At 67.0% G+C, this 17,590-nt stretch carries 16 protein-coding genes; 6 read left to right on the plus strand and 10 right to left on the minus strand.

The genetic code is table 11. The features are described 5' to 3' along the window. Positions 1-81: 81 nt before the first annotated feature. From thrC to ACXMDY_RS12220, 3 genes are all read right to left on the minus strand, one after another. Complete coding sequence (gene thrC, locus ACXMDY_RS12210) at positions 82-1,140, minus strand: threonine synthase (RefSeq protein ID WP_259702638.1); 1,059 nt, start codon at positions 1,138-1,140, stop codon at positions 82-84. A gap of 140 nt (positions 1,141-1,280) precedes the next feature. After that, the gene (locus ACXMDY_RS12215; protein WP_259702639.1) at positions 1,281-1,865 is read right to left on the minus strand and encodes an alpha/beta hydrolase; all 585 of its coding nucleotides are present in this window, start codon (positions 1,863-1,865) and stop codon (positions 1,281-1,283) included. A gap of 33 nt (positions 1,866-1,898) precedes the next feature. Beyond that, the gene (locus ACXMDY_RS12220; protein ID WP_259702672.1) at positions 1,899-3,824 is read right to left on the minus strand and encodes an ABC1 kinase family protein; all 1,926 of its coding nucleotides are present in this window, start codon (positions 3,822-3,824) and stop codon (positions 1,899-1,901) included. Between the two features lie 76 nt (positions 3,825-3,900). Here ACXMDY_RS12220 and recN point away from each other — a divergent pair, with 76 nt between their 5' ends. After that, positions 3,901-5,589, plus strand: a complete 1,689-nt coding sequence (gene recN, locus ACXMDY_RS12225; RefSeq protein WP_259702673.1) for a DNA repair protein RecN — start codon at positions 3,901-3,903, stop codon at positions 5,587-5,589. A 50-nt stretch (positions 5,590-5,639) separates the two neighbouring features. Further along, entirely contained in the window at positions 5,640-8,630 is a 2,991-nt protein-coding gene (gene uvrA, locus ACXMDY_RS12230) for an excinuclease ABC subunit UvrA (RefSeq protein ID WP_259702640.1), read from the plus strand. A 9-nt stretch (positions 8,631-8,639) separates the two neighbouring features. Here the strand turns inward: uvrA and ACXMDY_RS12235 are convergent, their stop codons facing one another. Beyond that, positions 8,640-9,125, minus strand: coding sequence for a hypothetical protein (locus tag ACXMDY_RS12235; protein WP_259702641.1), 486 nt, complete (start codon positions 9,123-9,125; stop codon positions 8,640-8,642). 121 nt (positions 9,126-9,246) lie between these two features. Here ACXMDY_RS12235 and ACXMDY_RS12240 point away from each other — a divergent pair, with 121 nt between their 5' ends. Further along, positions 9,247-10,791, plus strand: coding sequence for an alpha/beta hydrolase family protein (locus tag ACXMDY_RS12240; protein ID WP_259702642.1), 1,545 nt, complete (start codon positions 9,247-9,249; stop codon positions 10,789-10,791). Positions 10,792-10,839: 48 nt separating this feature from the next. Here the strand turns inward: ACXMDY_RS12240 and ACXMDY_RS12245 are convergent, their stop codons facing one another. Then, entirely contained in the window at positions 10,840-11,829 is a 990-nt protein-coding gene (locus ACXMDY_RS12245) for an LCP family protein (RefSeq protein WP_259702643.1), read from the minus strand. Positions 11,830-11,884: 55 nt separating this feature from the next. After that, the gene (gene purT, locus ACXMDY_RS12250) at positions 11,885-13,072 is read right to left on the minus strand and encodes a formate-dependent phosphoribosylglycinamide formyltransferase (protein ID WP_259702644.1); all 1,188 of its coding nucleotides are present in this window, start codon (positions 13,070-13,072) and stop codon (positions 11,885-11,887) included. Positions 13,073-13,161: 89 nt separating this feature from the next. On the opposite strand from purT, the gene ACXMDY_RS12255 reads away from it, so the two are divergent. After that, positions 13,162-13,335, plus strand: a complete 174-nt coding sequence (locus ACXMDY_RS12255; protein WP_259702645.1) for a cytochrome B6 — start codon at positions 13,162-13,164, stop codon at positions 13,333-13,335. 11 nt (positions 13,336-13,346) lie between these two features. Here the strand turns inward: ACXMDY_RS12255 and ACXMDY_RS12260 are convergent, their stop codons facing one another. From ACXMDY_RS12260 to ACXMDY_RS12270, 3 genes are read right to left on the minus strand one after another with little or no spacing between them, the layout of a single operon-like run. Then, the gene (locus tag ACXMDY_RS12260) at positions 13,347-13,589 is read right to left on the minus strand and encodes a hypothetical protein (RefSeq protein WP_259702646.1); all 243 of its coding nucleotides are present in this window, start codon (positions 13,587-13,589) and stop codon (positions 13,347-13,349) included. Between the two features lie 38 nt (positions 13,590-13,627). Continuing rightward, positions 13,628-14,719 carry a phospho-N-acetylmuramoyl-pentapeptide-transferase gene (gene mraY / locus ACXMDY_RS12265; RefSeq protein ID WP_399242211.1) on the minus strand — a complete coding sequence of 364 codons (1,092 nt, stop codon included), beginning with the start codon at positions 14,717-14,719 and terminating at the stop codon, positions 13,628-13,630. A gap of 6 nt (positions 14,720-14,725) precedes the next feature. Continuing rightward, positions 14,726-14,977: a DUF3134 domain-containing protein gene (locus tag ACXMDY_RS12270; RefSeq protein WP_259702647.1), complete on the minus strand. Its 252-nt coding sequence runs from the start codon at positions 14,975-14,977 to the stop codon at positions 14,726-14,728. An 83-nt stretch (positions 14,978-15,060) separates the two neighbouring features. Between ACXMDY_RS12270 and ACXMDY_RS12275 the strand changes: the two genes are divergently transcribed. Beyond that, positions 15,061-15,297 carry a hypothetical protein gene (locus ACXMDY_RS12275; protein WP_259702648.1) on the plus strand — a complete coding sequence of 79 codons (237 nt, stop codon included), beginning with the start codon at positions 15,061-15,063 and terminating at the stop codon, positions 15,295-15,297. A 4-nt stretch (positions 15,298-15,301) separates the two neighbouring features. Beyond that, complete coding sequence (locus tag ACXMDY_RS12280) at positions 15,302-16,531, plus strand: argininosuccinate synthase (RefSeq protein ID WP_259702675.1); 1,230 nt, start codon at positions 15,302-15,304, stop codon at positions 16,529-16,531. On the opposite strand, the gene ACXMDY_RS12285 is transcribed toward ACXMDY_RS12280, so the two are convergent. Further along, positions 16,528-17,493 carry a RodZ family helix-turn-helix domain-containing protein gene (locus ACXMDY_RS12285; protein WP_259728361.1) on the minus strand — a complete coding sequence of 322 codons (966 nt, stop codon included), beginning with the start codon at positions 17,491-17,493 and terminating at the stop codon, positions 16,528-16,530. The two genes, ACXMDY_RS12280 and ACXMDY_RS12285, sit on opposite strands and share 4 nt — an antisense overlap. Positions 17,494-17,590: the final 97 nt, after the last annotated feature.

Here is a 17,590-nt window from a genome sequence, read left to right on the forward strand (position 1 = left end):
CACTGCCAGGGAAAGCAGGCGATGGCGGCCGGCATCCTGGATCAGGGAGTGGATGGAGGCGCTGATCAGCTTCATGCCGGCTCAGAAGCCCATCACGTCTGCCACCACAGCCACTTCGGGTGCCAGACCGGCATGAAACACACCGTCGCTGTTGTCGATGGCGGTGCCGGGATCCTTGAGGCCGTTGCCGGTGAGCACGCAGACCACCGTGGCTCCGATTGGCACCTTGTCGGCCTGCTGCAACAGGCCGGCCACCGACGCCGCGCTGGCCGGCTCGCAGAACACGCCCTCCTCGCGGCCCAGCAGCTTGTAGGCCTCCAGAATCTCCTGGTCGCTCACGGCGTGAAAGGCGCCTCCGCTTTCCTGCCGCACCTTGAGGGCCTTTTCCCGGTTGGCCGGGTTGCCGATCCGGATCGCCGTGGCGATGGTGTCCGGCTGCTCAACGGTGTGGCCGAGCACGAGTGGCGCGGAGCCGCTGGCCTGAAAACCCATCATCCGGGGCAACAGCCGACTGTGGCCGGCGGCCCGGTACTCCTGGAATCCCATCCAGTAGGCGCTGATGTTGCCGGCATTGCCCATTGGAATGCAGAGCCAGTCGGGGGCTTCACCGAGGGCATCCACCACCTCGAAGGCAGCGGTTTTCTGGCCCTGCAGCCGAAAGGGATTGAGTGAATTCACCAGGGTGACGGGATAGCGATCGGCCACCTCCCTCACGATCGCCAGGGCCCGGTCGAAATTTCCCTTCACCGCAAGCACTTCGGCTCCGTACACCAGGGCCTGGGCCAGCTTCCCCTGGGCGACGTAGCCATCCGGGATCAGCACGAAGGCCCGCATCCCGCCGCGGCGGGCATAGGCGGCGGCAGCGGCTGAGGTATTGCCCGTGCTGGCACAGATCACCGCCGCCGCACCGGCCTCCTTGGCCTTGCTGACCGCCATGGTCATGCCCCGGTCCTTGAAGCTGCCGGTGGGATTGAGACCGTCGTACTTGAGGAACACCCGCACGCCGCGGCCGATCCGCGCCGCAATCGACGGGGCAGGGATCAGGGGTGTCGCACCCTCCCGCAGGGTGACAACCGGGGTGCTGTCGCTGACCGGCAGCCAGCGGCGATAGGCCTCGATCAGACCTGGCCAGTCCTGCATCGTTGGCTTCGCGCCCAGACGTCTGAGAGCGGAGAGCACGGGCACGATGGCAGCGAAGGAGCTGCGTCGAATCTACGCGCCCGTCCTGAAGCGGGAACCAGAGCCCGTTGCCACGACCCTGGGGTTCAGGGCATTTCCGTTCAGGGCGTTTTCGGGGCTGGCTTGGCTTCCGGTTCACTGCGCAGCCCGTCCAGGGGGGACTCGGAGAAGAAGCGCACCAGATCGGAGATCGAACTGGCCTTGCTGGCCAGGCTGACCAGTGCCGGGATGCTGATCGCCAGCTCATTGACGGGATAGGCCTTCAGAAAACCGACGGCTGTGAGGCTTCCCTTGCCGTCATTGAGTCCGACGATCACGGCGGAGCGCAGGGCGGCCACACCGGTCTGAGGTGCGCCGAGCGGGGCGATGATGCGGGCCAGTCGCTCCAGCAGGGCCTCACCGATCCGGGTGGTCAGCAATCGGCTGGTGAGCACCAGGGGAAGGGTCACCTGCTGGTTGAGCAGCTTGGAGACTTCAGCAGGGTTCTGACGGCTCACGCTCAGCAGGTTGCCGAGCAAGCCGCGCGCTTCACCCGTTTCAGCCAGGTGCGCGAGATCAGCGACCGGAATCGAGCGGCGGAAAGCACCGCTGACCAGGACGATCTGCTCAGCGGCCTGCAGGCCAGGCGCGGCGATGCCGAGGGAGAGTCCCAGCAGGGCTCCCCAGAGTTTCGAGCTTCTGGCCAAGGATCGCTCCGGTTCGATGCGGAACTCTAGAAGTTACTGAGCAGGAGCAAATCCGGCACTGAGGCGGAGGTCAGGGGCCACCAGCACATCCCGCAGCAGCCGCACGACGCTGCGCTCGGCCAGGCCCTGGGCCACCTGCAGGCCCATGCGGCGGAGGTCGGGTTCCGCCAGCAGCCGCGGCAGCCGGTTGAGCAGCAGCTGGGGCTCGAAACCAGGCAGGGCGCGGAGAATCTCCAGCAACGGCGCGATCGGCTCCAGGCCGAGCAGTGGATCCTCGAGCGGCAAGGGCCGCTGGGGGGCCCGCAGCCCCGGTGGTTGAAGCCGCTTCGGCAGGCGGCGGCCCAGGTTCTGAAACGCCTTCCAGCCCATCGCATCGACCCGGTCCACCAGACCGTCCACCAGTTGCTGGCGCAGCATCCCTCCCCTGGGTGAGAACAGGAAGTCGAGCACCTGATCAAGCAGGCCCTCCACATCGAGCTGATCCTGGAGCGAGGCGCTGCTGATCAGGTTCTCCAGGCGCTGCCAGCGGAAGTCGTCGCCTTCGAAGAGCATCTCGCGCAGGCTGCGGCGCAGGGCGGGATCGGGATCCTCCATCAGGCGCCGGGCAAAATAGGGGTAGGCGGCACCGAGGATCTTGAACTCAGGGTCCACGCTCAGGGCGATGCCCTCGAGGGTCACCAGCGAGCGGATGATCAGGGCGTAATAGGGCGGAACCTGGAAGGGAAAGCGATACATCACCCCCGAGAGGTCGTCGGTGACGGCCTTGAAATCCATCCGGCTCACCCCCATCTCCAGGGCCTGGCCGAACACCGTCTCGAAGGCGGGCACGATCGGGCGCAGGTCCACCTGTTCGCCGAGAAATCCCAGGGTGACGAAGTCGGTGGAGAGGGCGTCGAAGTCGCGATTGACCAGGTGAACCACCGCCTGGATCAGCCCGGTGCGGGATTCGCGGCTCACCTGGCTCATCATGCCGAAATCCAGGAAGGCCAGTCGGCCGTCCGCCATCGCCAGCAGGTTGCCTGGATGGGGATCGGCGTGGAAGAAGCCGTGCTCCAGCAGCTGTTCCAGGCTGCAGTTCACCCCCACCCGCACCATCTCATCGGGATCGATTCCCAGTGCTTCCACCGCCTTGAGATTGGTGAGCTTGACGCCGTCGATCCATTCCATCGTCAGCACCCGTCGGCTGGTGGCCTGGTGGTAGATCGCCGGTACGGCGATGCGGGGGTTGTGGCGGTGCAGCCGGGCGAAGGTTTCGGCGTTGTCGGCTTCATGGAGGTAGTCCATCTCCTCGAACACCCGCTGGCCAAGCTCATCGATCAGGGCGACGAGATCGCTGCGGATCAACCGCACATGGCGGTTCAGCCAGGCGGCGATGTTCCGCACGATGTAGAGGTCGAGGGTGATCTGCTCCCGCAGGCCCGGTCGCTGCACCTTGACCGCAACGGCCTGCCCGCTCAGGAGCCGGCCGCGGTGAACCTGGCCGAGGGAGGCCGCTGAAATCGGTTCCCGATCGAGTTCGGCGAAGATCTCCTCCACCGGGGCGCCGAGGTCTTCCTCGATGCAGGCCATGGCCAGGGCACTGTCGAAGCCCGGCAGCTGATCCTGCAGTTCAGCCAGTGCTTCCAGCAGGACCGGTGGAACGATGTCGGGGCGGGAGGAGAGCGCCTGTCCCGCCTTGATGAAGGCTGGCCCCAGGCTGGCCAGCAGATCGGCGCATTCGGTCGCCCGCGCCCGCGCCCGTTCCGGGTTGGCCAGCAGACCGGTGAAGCGCTCGAAACCCACCCCGACCAGAAACAGTCCGATCGGCACCAGGGTCTGCCAGAGCCGCCTGAACAGCCGCTGGGGGTGGCCGGCGTAGATGCGGCTGATCGCCTCCGGGTCGTAGCTCAGCAGGCCCGCCGCCTCGATGAAGTCGCTGAGTTCGGGCGGGGGGGTGGCCCCGGGATCGGAGCGAACCATCGTGGAGAGCGGCACTTCCCCCTCTTCTAAACGAATCCCAGCGCCGCTACGGTCGGGCCACTGACCGGAGACCGTGGTGCTCACGGGTCTGCGCCTCGAGAACATCGCCCTGATCGACGGCCTGGAGCTCAGCTTCGACCGGGGTTTCACGGTGCTCACCGGCGAAACCGGTGCGGGAAAGTCGCTGTTGCTTGACGCCCTCGATGCCCTGCTCGGCGGCGGCCAGGGCAGCCAGGGGGCGCGGCTGGTGCGGCAGGGTTGCTCCCGGGGCCTGATCGAGGCCAGTTTCGACCTGTCGCCACCGGTGCGCGCCTGGCTGGTGGATCAGCAGCTCGACCTCGATGAACCGGAGCTGCTGCTCAGCCGTGAGTGGCGGTTGACGGCGGACCGGCTGCAGAGCCGCAGCCGGCTGAACGGGGTGGCGGTGAATCGCGCCCAGCTGCTGGAGCTTCGGCCCCTGCTGCTGGAGCTCACCGCCCAGGGCCAGACCAGGGAACTGGCCCGCCCCGGCCAGCAGCGCCGCTGGCTCGACCGCTTCGGTGGTGATCCACTGGCGGCCGCTGCAGCACCGGTGCGCTCGCTCCATCGGGCCTGGAAGGAGGCGGCGCAGGCCCTGGCGCAGGCCCGCTCCGACCAGCAGCGGCTGGAGGCTGACCGCCAGCTGGCTCAGCAACGGCTCGATGACCTCGAAGCCGCCCGGCTCGACGATCCCCTGGAAAGGCAACGCCTCCAGGAGGAGCAGGATCGCCTGTCCCATGGGGTGCGTCTGCAGCAGGGAGTGACGACCCTGCTGGGTCGCCTTGTCGAAGGCGAGGAGGGCACTCCTTCGGCTCTGGACCATCTCGGCGCCTGTGACCAGGAACTGCAGCTGATCGGTGCCCTCGATGCCAGCCTTGAGCCGCTGCGGCAGCGCTGCGGTGATGTTCTGCAGCAGGTTCAGGATCTGGCCCGTGAACTGGATCGTTACGGCGCCCGGCTCGACAGTGATCCGGAGAGCCTGGCGGCGTTGCAGGAGCGGATCGCCCAGCTCAAGGCGCTCGAACGCCGGCATGGCCAGGAGCTGGCCGGCCTGATCGTGGTTCGCGACCGGCTCCGCCAGCAGCTGGCCCCCGGCGCCGCCGGGGATGCTCTGCAGGACCTGGAGAAGGCCGAAGCCGCCGCCCGCCACGCCCTTGAGGTCGCCTGCGCCAGGCTCCGGGAGCTGCGGATCCTGGCGGCCGAGGCCCTGCAGGGCCAACTGATGGCCTCGCTGCGTCCCCTGGGGCTGGCCAATGTGCGGTTCTGCGTAGCCGTGGAACCAACTGAGCCGAAAGAGGACGGCGCCGACCGGGTTGTGTTTCTGTTTTCGGCCAATCCCGGCCAGCCGCTCGCCCCACTTCAGGAGGTGGCCTCCGGTGGTGAGATGAGCCGCTTTCTGCTGGCGCTCACCACCTGCCTGGCGGCGGCCGATCCCCACGTCACCCTGTTGTTCGATGAGATCGACAGTGGCGTCAGCGGCCGCGTCAGCGGGGAGATCGCGGCCCTGTTGCGGCGTCTCGCCAAGCAACGCCAGGTGTTCTGCGTCACCCACCAGCCCCTGCTCGCCGCCGCGGCCGACCATCACTTCCAGGTCAGCAAGAGGGTGGAGCAGGGCCAGACCCTCACCCGGGTGTCCGCCCTGCGGGACGCCGAGGAGCGTCAGCGGGAGCTGGTCGAGCTGGCCGGTGGGGATTCCGGTGAAGCCCGCCGCTATGCCGCCAGCCTGCTGGGTCGGGGAGCGGCCTGAACCTGAACCTGGTCCTGCTTCGTACACTCGTTGGCTGACGGACAGAAGGCATGGGTCGCTTGGCCGGCGTCAACGGGCAGGGGAAAGCGGCAGGCAGGGCTCCGGCGGGTGATGGCAGCCTCAACCTGGAGGGGAGCCTTGAGGATGTGATCCGGGTGCGGGGCGCCCGCCAGCACAACCTCCGCAACATCGACCTCACCATCCCGCGCAACAGCCTGGTGGTGTTCACCGGCGTGAGCGGCAGTGGCAAGAGCTCGCTGGCCTTCGACACGATCTTCGCCGAAGGGCAGCGCCGCTACGTGGAGAGCCTCTCCGCCTACGCCCGCCAGTTCCTCGGCCAGGTGGACAAGCCGGATGTGGACGCGATTGAGGGGCTTTCCCCGGCGATCTCGATCGATCAGAAATCCACCAGCCACAACCCCCGCTCCACCGTCGGCACGGTGACGGAAATCCAGGACTACCTGCGACTGCTCTACGGCCGCGCCGGTGAACCCCACTGCCCGCAGTGCGATCGCTCGATCCGGCCCGAGAGCATCGACGAAATGGTCGACCGCATCTCTGCGTTGCCGGAGGGCACCCGCTACCAGTTGCTGGCGCCGGTGGTGCGGGGCAAGAAGGGCACCCACGCCAAGCTGCTGAGCGGCCTGGTGGCGGAGGGCTTCGCCCGCGTGCGCATCAACAGCGAGGTGCGTGAACTCTCCGACAACATCGAACTCGACAAGAACCACGCCCACAACATCGAGGTGGTGGTGGATCGGCTGGTGGCGCGTGAGGGCATCAGCGAGCGGCTCACCGACTCCCTGCGCACCTGCCTGAAGCGCGGCGATGGCCTGGCGCTGGTGGAGGTGGTGCCCAAGACCGGCGAGGAGCTGCCGGAGGGGGTGGAGCGGGAGCGGCTCTATTCGGAGAACTTCGCCTGCCCGGTGCATGGCGCCGTGATGGAGGAGCTCTCCCCCCGCCTGTTCTCGTTCAACAGCCCCTACGGCGCCTGCCCCGATTGCCACGGCCTCGGCCATCTGCGCACCTTCACCTTCCAGCGGGTGGTGCCCGATCCCAGCCTGCCGGTGTATGCGGCCGTCGCCCCCTGGAGCGACAAGGACAACAGCTACTACTTCTCACTGCTGTTCAGCGTGGGGGAAGCTTTCGGCTTCGAGATCAAGCAGCCCTGGAACCTGCTCACCGCAGAGCAGCAGGCGATCCTGCTGCATGGCAGCCCCGAGCCGATCGCTGTTCAGGCCGACAGCCGTTATGCCAAGGGCCCTGGCTACCTGCGGCCCTTCGAGGGGATCCTGCCGATCCTGGAGCGTCAGCTGCGTGACGCCAGCGGTGAGGCGGTGCGTCAGAAGCTGGAGAAGTACCTGGATCTGGTGCCCTGCGGCACCTGTCACGGCCTGCGACTTCGGCCTGAGGCCCTCGCCGTCAAAGTGGGTCCCTACGGCATCACCGAGCTCACCAATGTCAGTGTGGCCGACACCCTGGAGCGGATCGAGGCGCTGATGGGGGTTGGGGTTGCCGAAGGCTCCAGACCCCTGCTCAATCCTCGCCAGATCCAGATCGGCGATCTGGTGCTGCGCGAGATCCGGATGCGCCTGAAATTCCTGCTGGATGTGGGCCTCGATTACCTCAGCCTGGATCGCCCGGCCATGACGCTCTCCGGCGGAGAGGCGCAACGCATCCGCCTGGCCACCCAGATCGGCGCCGGGCTCACCGGCGTGCTCTACGTGCTCGATGAGCCGAGCATCGGCCTGCACCAGCGCGACAACGACCGCCTGCTCGCCACGTTGTTCAAGCTGCGGGACCTGGGCAACACCCTGATCGTGGTCGAGCACGACGAGGACACGATCCGTGCAGCCGATCATCTGGTTGACATCGGTCCGGGGGCCGGCGTGCACGGCGGTCACATCGTGGCGGAGGGGTCGCTGCAGAACCTGCTCGATTCCGAGACCTCACTCACCGGCGCCTACCTGAGCGGACGCCGCTCGATTCCCACCCCGGCCGAGCGCCGTGAGGCCGGCAGCCGCAAGCTCACCCTGGTCAATTGCCGTCGCAACAACCTCCAGGGGCTTGATGTGGATATTCCCCTCGGTCGGCTGGTCTGCGTCACCGGGGTGAGCGGCAGCGGCAAGAGCACCCTGGTGAACGAGTTGCTTCATCCCGCCCTCGAGCACAAGCTTGGCCTCAAGGTTCCCTTCCCGGCCGGCATGGAGGAGCTGCGGGGGATCAAGTCGATCGACAAGGTGATCGTGATCGATCAATCCCCGATCGGCCGCACGCCCCGCTCCAATCCAGCCACCTACACCGGCGCCTTCGATCCGATCCGCCAGGTGTTCGCCGCCACGGTGGAGGCCAAGGCTCGCGGGTACCAGGTTGGCCAGTTCAGCTTCAACGTCAAGGGAGGTCGCTGCGAGGCCTGCAGTGGCCAGGGGGTGAATGTGATCGAGATGAATTTCCTGCCCGATGTGTATGTGCAGTGCGATGTCTGCAAGGGGGCGCGCTACAACCGCGAAACCCTGCAGGTGGCCTACAAGGGCCACACGATCGCCGATGTGCTGCAGATGACGGTGGAGCAGGCCGCCGAGGTGTTCTCCGCCATCCCCCAGGCGGGCGAGCGGCTGCGCACCCTGGTGGATGTGGGGCTTGGCTACATCAAGCTCGGCCAACCTGCTCCCACCCTCTCCGGCGGCGAGGCCCAGCGGGTCAAGCTGGCCTCCGAGCTTTCCAAGCGTGCCACGGGTAAAACGCTCTATCTCATTGATGAACCCACCACCGGCCTGAGTTTCTATGACGTCCACAAGTTGATGGACGTGATGCAGCGGCTGGTGGACAAGGGCAATTCGATCGTGGTGATCGAACACAACCTCGATGTGATCCGCTGTGCCGATTGGCTGATCGATCTGGGGCCCGAGGGCGGCAACAGGGGGGGCGAAATCGTGGCGGCCGGCACCCCCGAACAGGTGGCGGAGCATCCCTCCAGCCATACAGGCCGCTACCTCAAGACCGTGCTGGCCCAGCATCCCGCCGTGGCGGTCGCGATGGCTTGACCCCCGGCTTCAGAGGCAGCCCTGAACGGAGATGCGGTAGCTGAAGCCCGTGGCGCCCGGGTCCGAGCTGGTGCCCACCTTGAAGTTCATCTGACTGGCCTGTTTGCCCGGTACCGCCGGGAAGGGTCCGAACATGCGGCCCGTGCCGATCGGGGGAGCCATCACTTCATTGATCACCTGCAGATTGCTGCCATCGCTGAACTTCATGAAGCCGCTCACGGGATACTTGGCGCTGGCATCCGAGGAAATGGCGGTGAAGAAGAATTTGAAGCGGTTGTAGGGCTGATCCACACTGAAATCGGTGTTCCAGTTGGTTTGACCCAGCGCTATGCCGAGCGGAGACACCCTTGGACGCTGCACCCGCTTTGTGACGATCGGCGTGGTTCCGTTGCCGCCGATCGGCTGCAGGAAGGTGCAGCGTTCGGCGGCGAGAGCTGCTCCGCCGCTGAGCAGGAACGAGGCCGTGGCCGGCAGCAGGAGGGCAGACAGGTTCATGGGTTGATCGCGGCAATGGGTGAATGGAACGAAGCAAACCGTTCATCTCACAGTCCATGAACGGGCCAGAGCTGGATGGGGAACAGCATCGGGGATCATGGAAGCATTCCGAGTCCCTGTCGTGCGCGCATCCCGACCTTTCCAGCCCCCCCACGCCCTCCTGGCGGCGCTGCTGATCGGCCTTCCTTTTCTTCCCCAGCCGGCGGCGGCTCTGGAGCGGATTGATCTGCGCCTGCCCCTGCTGGAGACCAGCTTCAGCATCAAGCTCTCGGAATTCCAGAAACCCGGCGGTTTGTTGAGCGGCAACAGTGATCTCGCCGAACTGGATCGGGCCACCGATGGGGCGGTGGGTCGGAAGATCGCGGAATTCCTCAACTACCGCCTGCCCCTGCAGACCAAAGCGGTGGTGGGCGAGGTGGCGGGTTCGGCCCTGTTCAACCAGGCGATGCTGGTGGTGTCAGCCATCGGCGGCGTCGATGGGCTGCCCGCCAATCTCGACGGCCAGGAAATCTCTGCCGTCCTGGAACGGGCCGCCGCCAGGGGGCCGCTCACCATGTTCAGCATCCTGCAGGCCCTGCCTGGTCAGACAGCATCGGTGGACCTGGAGGTGGCCCTGTTCGCCGTGCAGCGCCTGGCCACCCAGCTGCAACCGGCGGATCGCCTGATCGCCGCCAGCCCGGCGGCAACGGTGGATCCTGCCCTCAGCCAGCCTGGCCCCCTTCCGGTGGAGCGCCGCGAGACGAGCCTTGTGGTGAGCCATCGCCCCGAGCCGCTGCGGCTGGTGGTGATCGGCCCGAGCCGCCAGGCCAATGGCCGGCTGGTGCTGATCTCCCATGGCCTCTGGGACAGTCCGCTGAGTTTCGAAGGCTGGGCGAAACACCTGGCCAGCCACGGCTACACGGTGTTGATGCCCTTCCATCCCGGCAGCGATCAATCCCAGCAGCAGGCCATGCTCTCCGGCAAGGTGCCACCCCCGGACCCGGCCGAGCTCAAGTTGCGGCCCCTGGATCTGTCGTCCCTGATTGATGGGGCGGCCTCCGGCAAGCTGGGGCTGCCTGCCGGTCTGAACACCGACTTCGTGGCGGTGCTGGGTCAGTCCTGGGGTGCCACCACCGCCCTGCAGCTGGCCGGGGCCCAGCCCAGTGCGGTGCGGCTGAACGAACGCTGCCAGGACATCAAGGATCCGTCCCGCAATCTCAGCTGGGTGCTGCAGTGCAGTTTCATCAGCGTGGCCGACAACGCCGGCCTGGCCGATCCCCGGGTCAAGGCGGCGGTGGCGGTGAGTCCGCCGATGTCGCTGCTGTTCAACACCGGTGCCGCCCGTGCCATGAACGCCCGGGTGCTGCTGGTCAGCGGCAGCCGTGACTGGGTGGTGCCGGCCGGGCCGGAGGCGATCACGCCGATGCAGTTGAACTCCAGGTCTGTAGGGGGTGGTCATCGCCTCGTGCTTGCCAAGGGCGGCGATCACTTCAACCTTGGCTCCCTCTACGCCGAGGAAGGTGGCGCCCTGCGGGGCCTTCTGCTCGCCTGGGTGAATGGCGCCTTCACAGCCGGTGCCGCCGCCGCCCCTGGGCCGAACGCTCCCGACCTGCTGCCGGCGGGCGGCTGGGGCAGCGCCACCGTTCCCCTGGTCGATGTGAGCGGCGGGTTGAAGGGAGCGCCCTGAAGCCCTGAATCGCTCTGATCGGCCTGATTCAGGGGGTGAACATCAGGCTCAGAGGCTGGGCTCCGGGCTCTCCCGATCTGCGTAGTGGCTGTTGAGATCGGGCATCCAGTAGCTCAGATCGCCATGCCAGTAGAGCCGACCCCCCAGGCGGCTGGTGCTGAGTTTGGTGGTCCCCATCGCCGTGAGCAGGGAACCCAGTTCGACCGGAGAGAGGTCGGTGTGGATGTCCTTGCCGGCGATCGCCAGCAGCGAAGGCAGCTTGCTGATGGTTCCGGGCTGAACAAGGGTGCGGAACACTTCCCGCAGCACCAGTTGCTGGCGTTCCATCCGACCCAGGTCGCCGAGTTCGTCGTTTCGATAGCGGAGGAAACCCTCCAGATCTTTGCCCTTGAGCAGCTGGGGGCCCGGCAGCAGGTCGATGTAGAGATCCTGGCGGCTGTCGACGTAGTACATCCTCTTGGGCACGTCGATCTCGACGCCGCCGAGGGCTTCCGCCAGGTTCTGCACCGCTTCGATGTTGATGATCAGGTAGCGGTCGAGCGGCTCGGTGAGCAGGCTGGAGAGTTCCTGTTTCACTTCGTTCACCCCTCCCAACGCATACAGGGAGTTGGCCTTGACCACCCCGAACGCCTCCGATTCGATGAAGGTGTCCCGCGGAACCTGGGTGATCCGGGTGGTGCCGTCCTTGACCTGGACGGTGAACATCACATCGGTGCTGCCGCTGATCTGGTCGGTGCCCAGCACCAGAATGCGGCGCTGCTCCAGCCCCAGGGGATCCACCAGGGAGGTGAGGGCTGGAGCGGCCTGACGCAGGCCAGCCAGGGTCGAAGCCAGCAGCGAGGGCAGGGGGCCGGCCAGGCCGTAGCCGAGTCCCAGGCCACAGCAGAAGCCAATCAGCAGGGAGCGTCTGGAGAGGGGCCGGCCTTTTCTGCCGCCGTCGGGTGATTCCTGTGGTGGCGGCGCACTCCGGCGACGGCGGTTCAGGTCGGCAACGGGGGCGGGGCGAGAGGAGCGACGACGGGGTTGAGCCTGGGCCATGAAAAATCCTGCTGGGCGCACCATAAAACCCATTTCCGGCCGGGGCCAGCCTCGGTCAGACCCTCGTCATCACCTGCACCCGGCTGGCTGCCCGGTCCGCCCGCGTCCTGGCCTCGGCCAGATCACAGCCGCCCGAGACGACGACCCCCATGCGCCGCAGCGGACGGGCCTCCGGCTTGCCGAACAGCAGCAGCTGGGTGTCGGGTTCGGCCAGGGCTTCCGCCACTCCGGAGTAGGCAACTGGGGTGCAGTCGGCCGGGGCCAGGATCACCCGGCTGGCGGCGGCGCCGCTTGAGCGGATGCTCGGGATCGGCAACCCCAGCACCGCCCGCAGGTGCAGCTCGAACTCGCTGAGGTTCTGGCCCCTCAGGGTGACCAGGCCGGTGTCGTGGGGGCGGGGCGAGAGCTCCGAGAACACCACCACTTCCTGGCCGGGTGGCCCGCAGAGAAAAAACTCCACACCGAACAGACCGGCTCCACCGAGCTGGTCGGTGACGGCCAGGGCCATCGCTTCGGCCGTCGCCAGAGCCGCGGCGCCCAGTTCCGCCGGCTGCCAGCTGCACTGGTAATCCCCCCGCTCCTGGAGGTGGCCGATCGGTGGGCAGAACAGGGTGGGCCCGTCCCACTGCTTCACGGTCAGCAGGGTGATCTCCTGCTCGAACCGCAGGAACTCTTCCACGATCACCCGATCTCCGGCGCCGCGGGCGCCGGCCATGGCTGCCTGCCAGGCGGCGGCGATCTCCTCAGGGCCTTCCACCATGCTCTGACCCTTGCCGGAGGAGCTCATCACCGGCTTCACCACCACCGGCCAGCCGAGCGGTGCGGCGGCTTCGGCCAGTTCGGTGGGGCTGCTGGCGTAGGCGAAGCGGGCGGTGCGCAGGCCCAGCTCATCGGCGGCCAGATCCCGGATCCGATCGCGGTTCATCGTCACCGCCGTGGCGCGGGCTGTGGGAATCACGGTGAAGCCTTCCGCTTCCAGCTCCAGCAGCGCCTCCACCGCCAGGGCTTCGATCTCCGGGATGAGCAGATCCGGCCTGTGGTGACGCACCACGGCCTTGAGGGCTTCCGGATCGGTCATGGCGATCACCTCGGCGGCATCGGCCACCTGCATGGCGGGGGCGCCGGCATACCGGTCGACGGCGATCACCCGGCAGCCCAGTCGCTGGGCGGCGATGGCCAGTTCCTTGCCCAGCTCGCCGCTGCCCAGCAGCATCAGGGTGCGGGGAAAGAGGGCGTCGGTCATGGCGCGCAGCTCGGCGAAGCCCTTGATCCTGCTGCCTGGTGGGCCCTGCTAGAAGTGCAGGTCGATCCGTCCCGCTGCAACGCCCACCCGTGTCGATCACCACCACGGCCGTTCTGGCCTTTTCGACCGCCGGCGATGTGGCCAACGGTCTGCCGTTCGGCTGGAGCGTCGCCGGGCTGCAACGGGGGGTGCTGATCTATCTGGGCCTCTCGTCTCTGGCCTTCGTGGTGGTCTGGGGTGTCGGCTTTCTGCGCCGTTCCTGAGACCGCTGGATTCACGGCTCCGCGATCAGGTCGAGCTGCCGAACCGGCGGTTCCTCGCTGATGAACCCGTACGACTCGAAAACGCTGTTGTCGGAATGGGTGATGTGCTGGCCATCGCTGTGGCGCTCAAGCACGAAGCCCTCGCCGTCCATGCGCCGCATCAGGGCTGCCGCTTCCTCGAAGCGGGCGGCCATCGCCGCGAGGCTGGCGCAATCGGCCGTGAGTCCTTTTTCCTGCCAGGTGAAGTAAGCCATCTCTCCTGCTTGCCCTGACATTCCAGCTTGCCCTGAAATCAGGGAAGCAGCGCCAGGGCGATCAGCACCAGCAGCACGCTGACCATCCAGAAGCCCACCACCACCTGCTGTTCCGGGTGTCCGGCCAGTTCAAAGTGGTGATGCAGCGGGGCCATTCGGAACAGGCGGCGACCCTGGCCATCCGCTCCCTTGGTGGCCTTGAACACCCAGACCTGAAGGATCACCGAGAGGGATTCGGCCAGGAACACACCACCCATCAGCAACAGGGGCCAGAGGCTGTTGCTGAGCAAGGCGACCGCACTCAGGGCTGCTCCCATCGCCAGCGAGCCGGTGTCGCCCATGAACACGCTGGCTGGATGGCGGTTATGGGCCAGGAATCCAAGCCAGGTGCCGGCCATGGCGGCCGAGAATCCCGCCAGCACCGGATCACCGAGGTGGCCCCTCAGCATCAGCTGCAGGGCCAGGCCGCAGAACACGACCGCGCCGCAACCTGCCGCCAGGCCATCGAGCCCATCGGTGAGGTTGGTGGCGTTGCTTTCGGCCAGAAACACGAACAAGCCGAGCGGCAGGATCAGCAGTCCGAGCGGCAGGGCCAGACCGAACGGCAGGGCAACCGTGGCGCCGATCCAGTCGTTCCAGGCGGCCCAGGCCAGGAAGAGGGCCGCCGCCAGGGCCTGGAGCAGCAGCTTGCCCCTGGGGCTGAGGCCAGTGTTGGTGCGGCGGGTGAGGCTGCGCCAGTCGTCGAAGCCGCCGATGGCCAGGAAGGCCAGGGTGATCGCGGCCACGGCAAGCAGGCGGGGGTCGGAGGGGGCGATCAGGCCACCCACGATCACTCCCACCGGCACCACCAGCAGCCCGCCCATGGTCGGCGTGCCGGCTTTGCTGTGGTGAGCCTGGGGCCCTTCCTGGCGAATCACCTGGCCCAGTTTCAGGGCCCGCAGTTTCGGCACCCCCCAGCGGCACAGGGCCCAGCTCAGCAGCGCCGCCACCAGCAGCGGCGGGGTGAGTTGAGCCGCCCGCGTCAACCCGTCACTGAGCAGGCAGGCGCCAAGCACAAGCAGGCCAAGCCAGAAGGCCGGAGAACGGCCGGCCGGAGAGAGGGACGCGGGAACCTGCAGAGATCGGCTCACAGGGGCTCAGTCTTCCCAGTTTTCCTCGGAAGGCTCATCGGCGGGGATGTACTCCTCCTTCTCGCCCATCAGCGCTGAGAGCTCCTCCTCCTCCACGGTGCTCACATCGGGAGCGGCGGTTTCCTCGTCGGCCACCAGGCGACCGCTGCTCTCCAGCCAGCTGAGCAGATCGGGCTCATCGCGCAGTGGCAGCACCGGGGCAGGCTCATCCCGCCGGTAGCGGGTCAGGGAGGGGTTGATGCTGTCGAGGGTGCTCATGGACGGCCTCAGGGCGGGCGAAGTCAGCGAAGCGCAAAGCACGCCAATCCATCACCATAAACCAGCTCGCCCAGCACATCCCCTTGACCTCCTCCAAATCGGTTCAGCTGCTGATCGCCTGGGGGGCGGCCCTGCTGCTCAGCAGCCTGCTGGTGATGGCGGGGCAACGCTGGCCCGATCCCCTGCCGATTCGTCCCGTCCTGCTCTGGTGCCTGCTGCTGGGCCCGCCGGGGCTGCTGGGCGCCTGGCTGGCTTCCCGCTGGCGCCGCTGCGACGACGAGGAGGGACAATCCTCGGAAGAACCTCATGAGCAGGCTTGAGCGCATGGCAGAGCAGCAGTTGGTCCGGCCGGGCCCTCGCGCCAGAAAGGTGGTGCTCGCCTACTCAGGCGGAGTGGATACCAGTGTCTGCATTCCCTACCTGCTCCAGGAGTGGGGGGTGGAGGAGGTGATCACCTTCGCCGCCGACCTCGGCCAGGGCGATGAGCTCGAGCCGATCCGGCTCAAGGCCCTCGAGGCCGGCGCCAGCCAGTCGCTGGTGGGGGATCTGATCGAGCCGTTCATCACCGAGTTCGCCTTTCCCGCCATCCGGGCCAATGCGCTCTATGAGGGTCGCTATCCCCTCTCCACCGCCCTGGCCCGGCCGTTGATCGCCAGGGAGCTGGTGGCTGTGGCCCGCCGGGTGGGGGCCGACGCCGTGGCCCACGGCTGCACCGGCAAGGGCAATGACCAGGTGCGTTTTGATGTGGCGATCGGCTGTCTGGCACCCGAACTCAAGGTGCTCGCCCCGGCGCGGGAGTGGGGGCTGAGCCGGGAGGAAACGATTGCCTATGGGGAACGTTGCGGCATCCCGGCGCCTGTGAGCAAGGCCAATCCCTATTCGATCGATCTGAACCTGCTGGGCCGCAGCGTTGAGGCGGGCCCACTCGAGGATCCGATGGTGGAGCCGCCCGAGGAGGTGTTTGCGATGACCCGTTCGATCGCTGCGGCACCCGATCAACCCCAGGTGGTGGAGATCGGCTTCGAGCAGGGATATCCGGTCAGTCTCGATGGAGTGAGCCTCGATCCGGTTGAGCTGATTCGGCAGGCCAATGCCCTGGCGGGCAACCATGGTTTCGGTCGGCTCGACATGATCGAGAACCGGGTGGTTGGCATCAAGTCGCGGGAGATCTACGAAACCCCCGGACTGCTGCTGCTGATCCGGGCCCACCAGGAACTGGAAAGCCTCACCCTGGCGGCCGATGTGCTGCGTTACAAGCGCCAGGTCGAGGCCAGCTGGGCGGATCTGGTGTATCAGGGTCTCTGGTTCGGGCCGCTCAAGTCGGCCCTTGATGGCTTCATCGAGGCCACCCAGGCCACGGTGAACGGCACGGTGCGGATCCGCCTGCACAAGGGCAATGCCACCGTGATCGGTCGCGCTTCCAGCGACAGCCTTTACGTGCCCACGATGGCCACCTACGGCGGTGACGATCGCTTCGATCACCGCGCCGCCGAAGGATTCATCTATGTCTGGGGTCTGCCGGCCCGGCTGTGGGCCGCCTCCCGCAAGCCCTAGGGAAGCGCAGGGGCGGCTGGCGGCCTGAAGCTGAACCAGCTCAGCTGATCGATCCGCCCGAGTTGTTTCGGCCTGGCGCTTCCCTGGCGGACGGTGAGCAGGTCGGGGCGGCCGGCCAGCACCTGGAGCCCCTGGCCGAGCGACAGTGTTTTCTGGCCCTTGAGCATGCCTTCATAGACGGGTTGCCGGTTCAGGGTCCGGACCTGGACCCAGTTCGGTCCTGAGCTGTTGAGCACCAGCAGGTTCGCTGCCGGTTGGGCGGAAGGCGCTTTGGTGACGGCCGGTTTGGTGGCAGCGACTTTGGATGGCAGAGAGGCGGTGTTCTGCTTCTGCGGCGGGATGCTCGCCTGGGGCTTGGCTGGTGTCTGCGCCGTTTGTGGTGGCTGTGGTGGCAGAAGCCTGGCCGCTGGCGCTGGCGTTGCTGGTGCCGGCATTGCTGCGGGCTTGGGTTCCGGGGCCTGGCCCACCAGGCTCTGACGCACCGTGCCGAGGGCTGCGCCCAGGGCGATGAAACCGAGCAGGATCGCCAGCCCCTTGGCGGCCAGGGCCACTGGAAAGGCCTGAAGAAGGTTTTGTTTCGCTGGCGCCGGGCTGGAAGGAGCGGGATCCGGACGGCTGGGTTCGGCGGGAATGGGAGCTGAGGCCGGGACCGGCACGGCGGGCGTCAGGGCGGCGGCAGGCGGCGGTGCGGCAGGGCGATGACGCGCTGTTCGCACGATCTCCCGCAACGACTCATTCTCCTTGGCCAGTAACTGCTGTTGCAGTTCAAACGGCTGTTGACGCTGCAGATACTTCCGCTCAAAAATGCCGGGCAGCTCGCCCAGCAGAGCCTCGTAATCGGCCAGTTGGCTGCGAATCTGCTCCAGTTCCTGACGGGTGACGTTCAGCTCTTTTTCGGCCGCCTGGAGACTCTCCATGGCATGCCGGCTGTCATCGGAGCTGGCCGCGTCGCCTTTGCTCAAGTGGTGTTCACTGAAGCCCCCTATCTCACCATCGGCGAGGGGAGGCCTTCCTGGCTGGCATCTGTGAATTGCCTGTGAGTTGGCTGTGAATCACGCC

Source organism: Cyanobium sp. ULC082, from assembly GCF_977927535.1.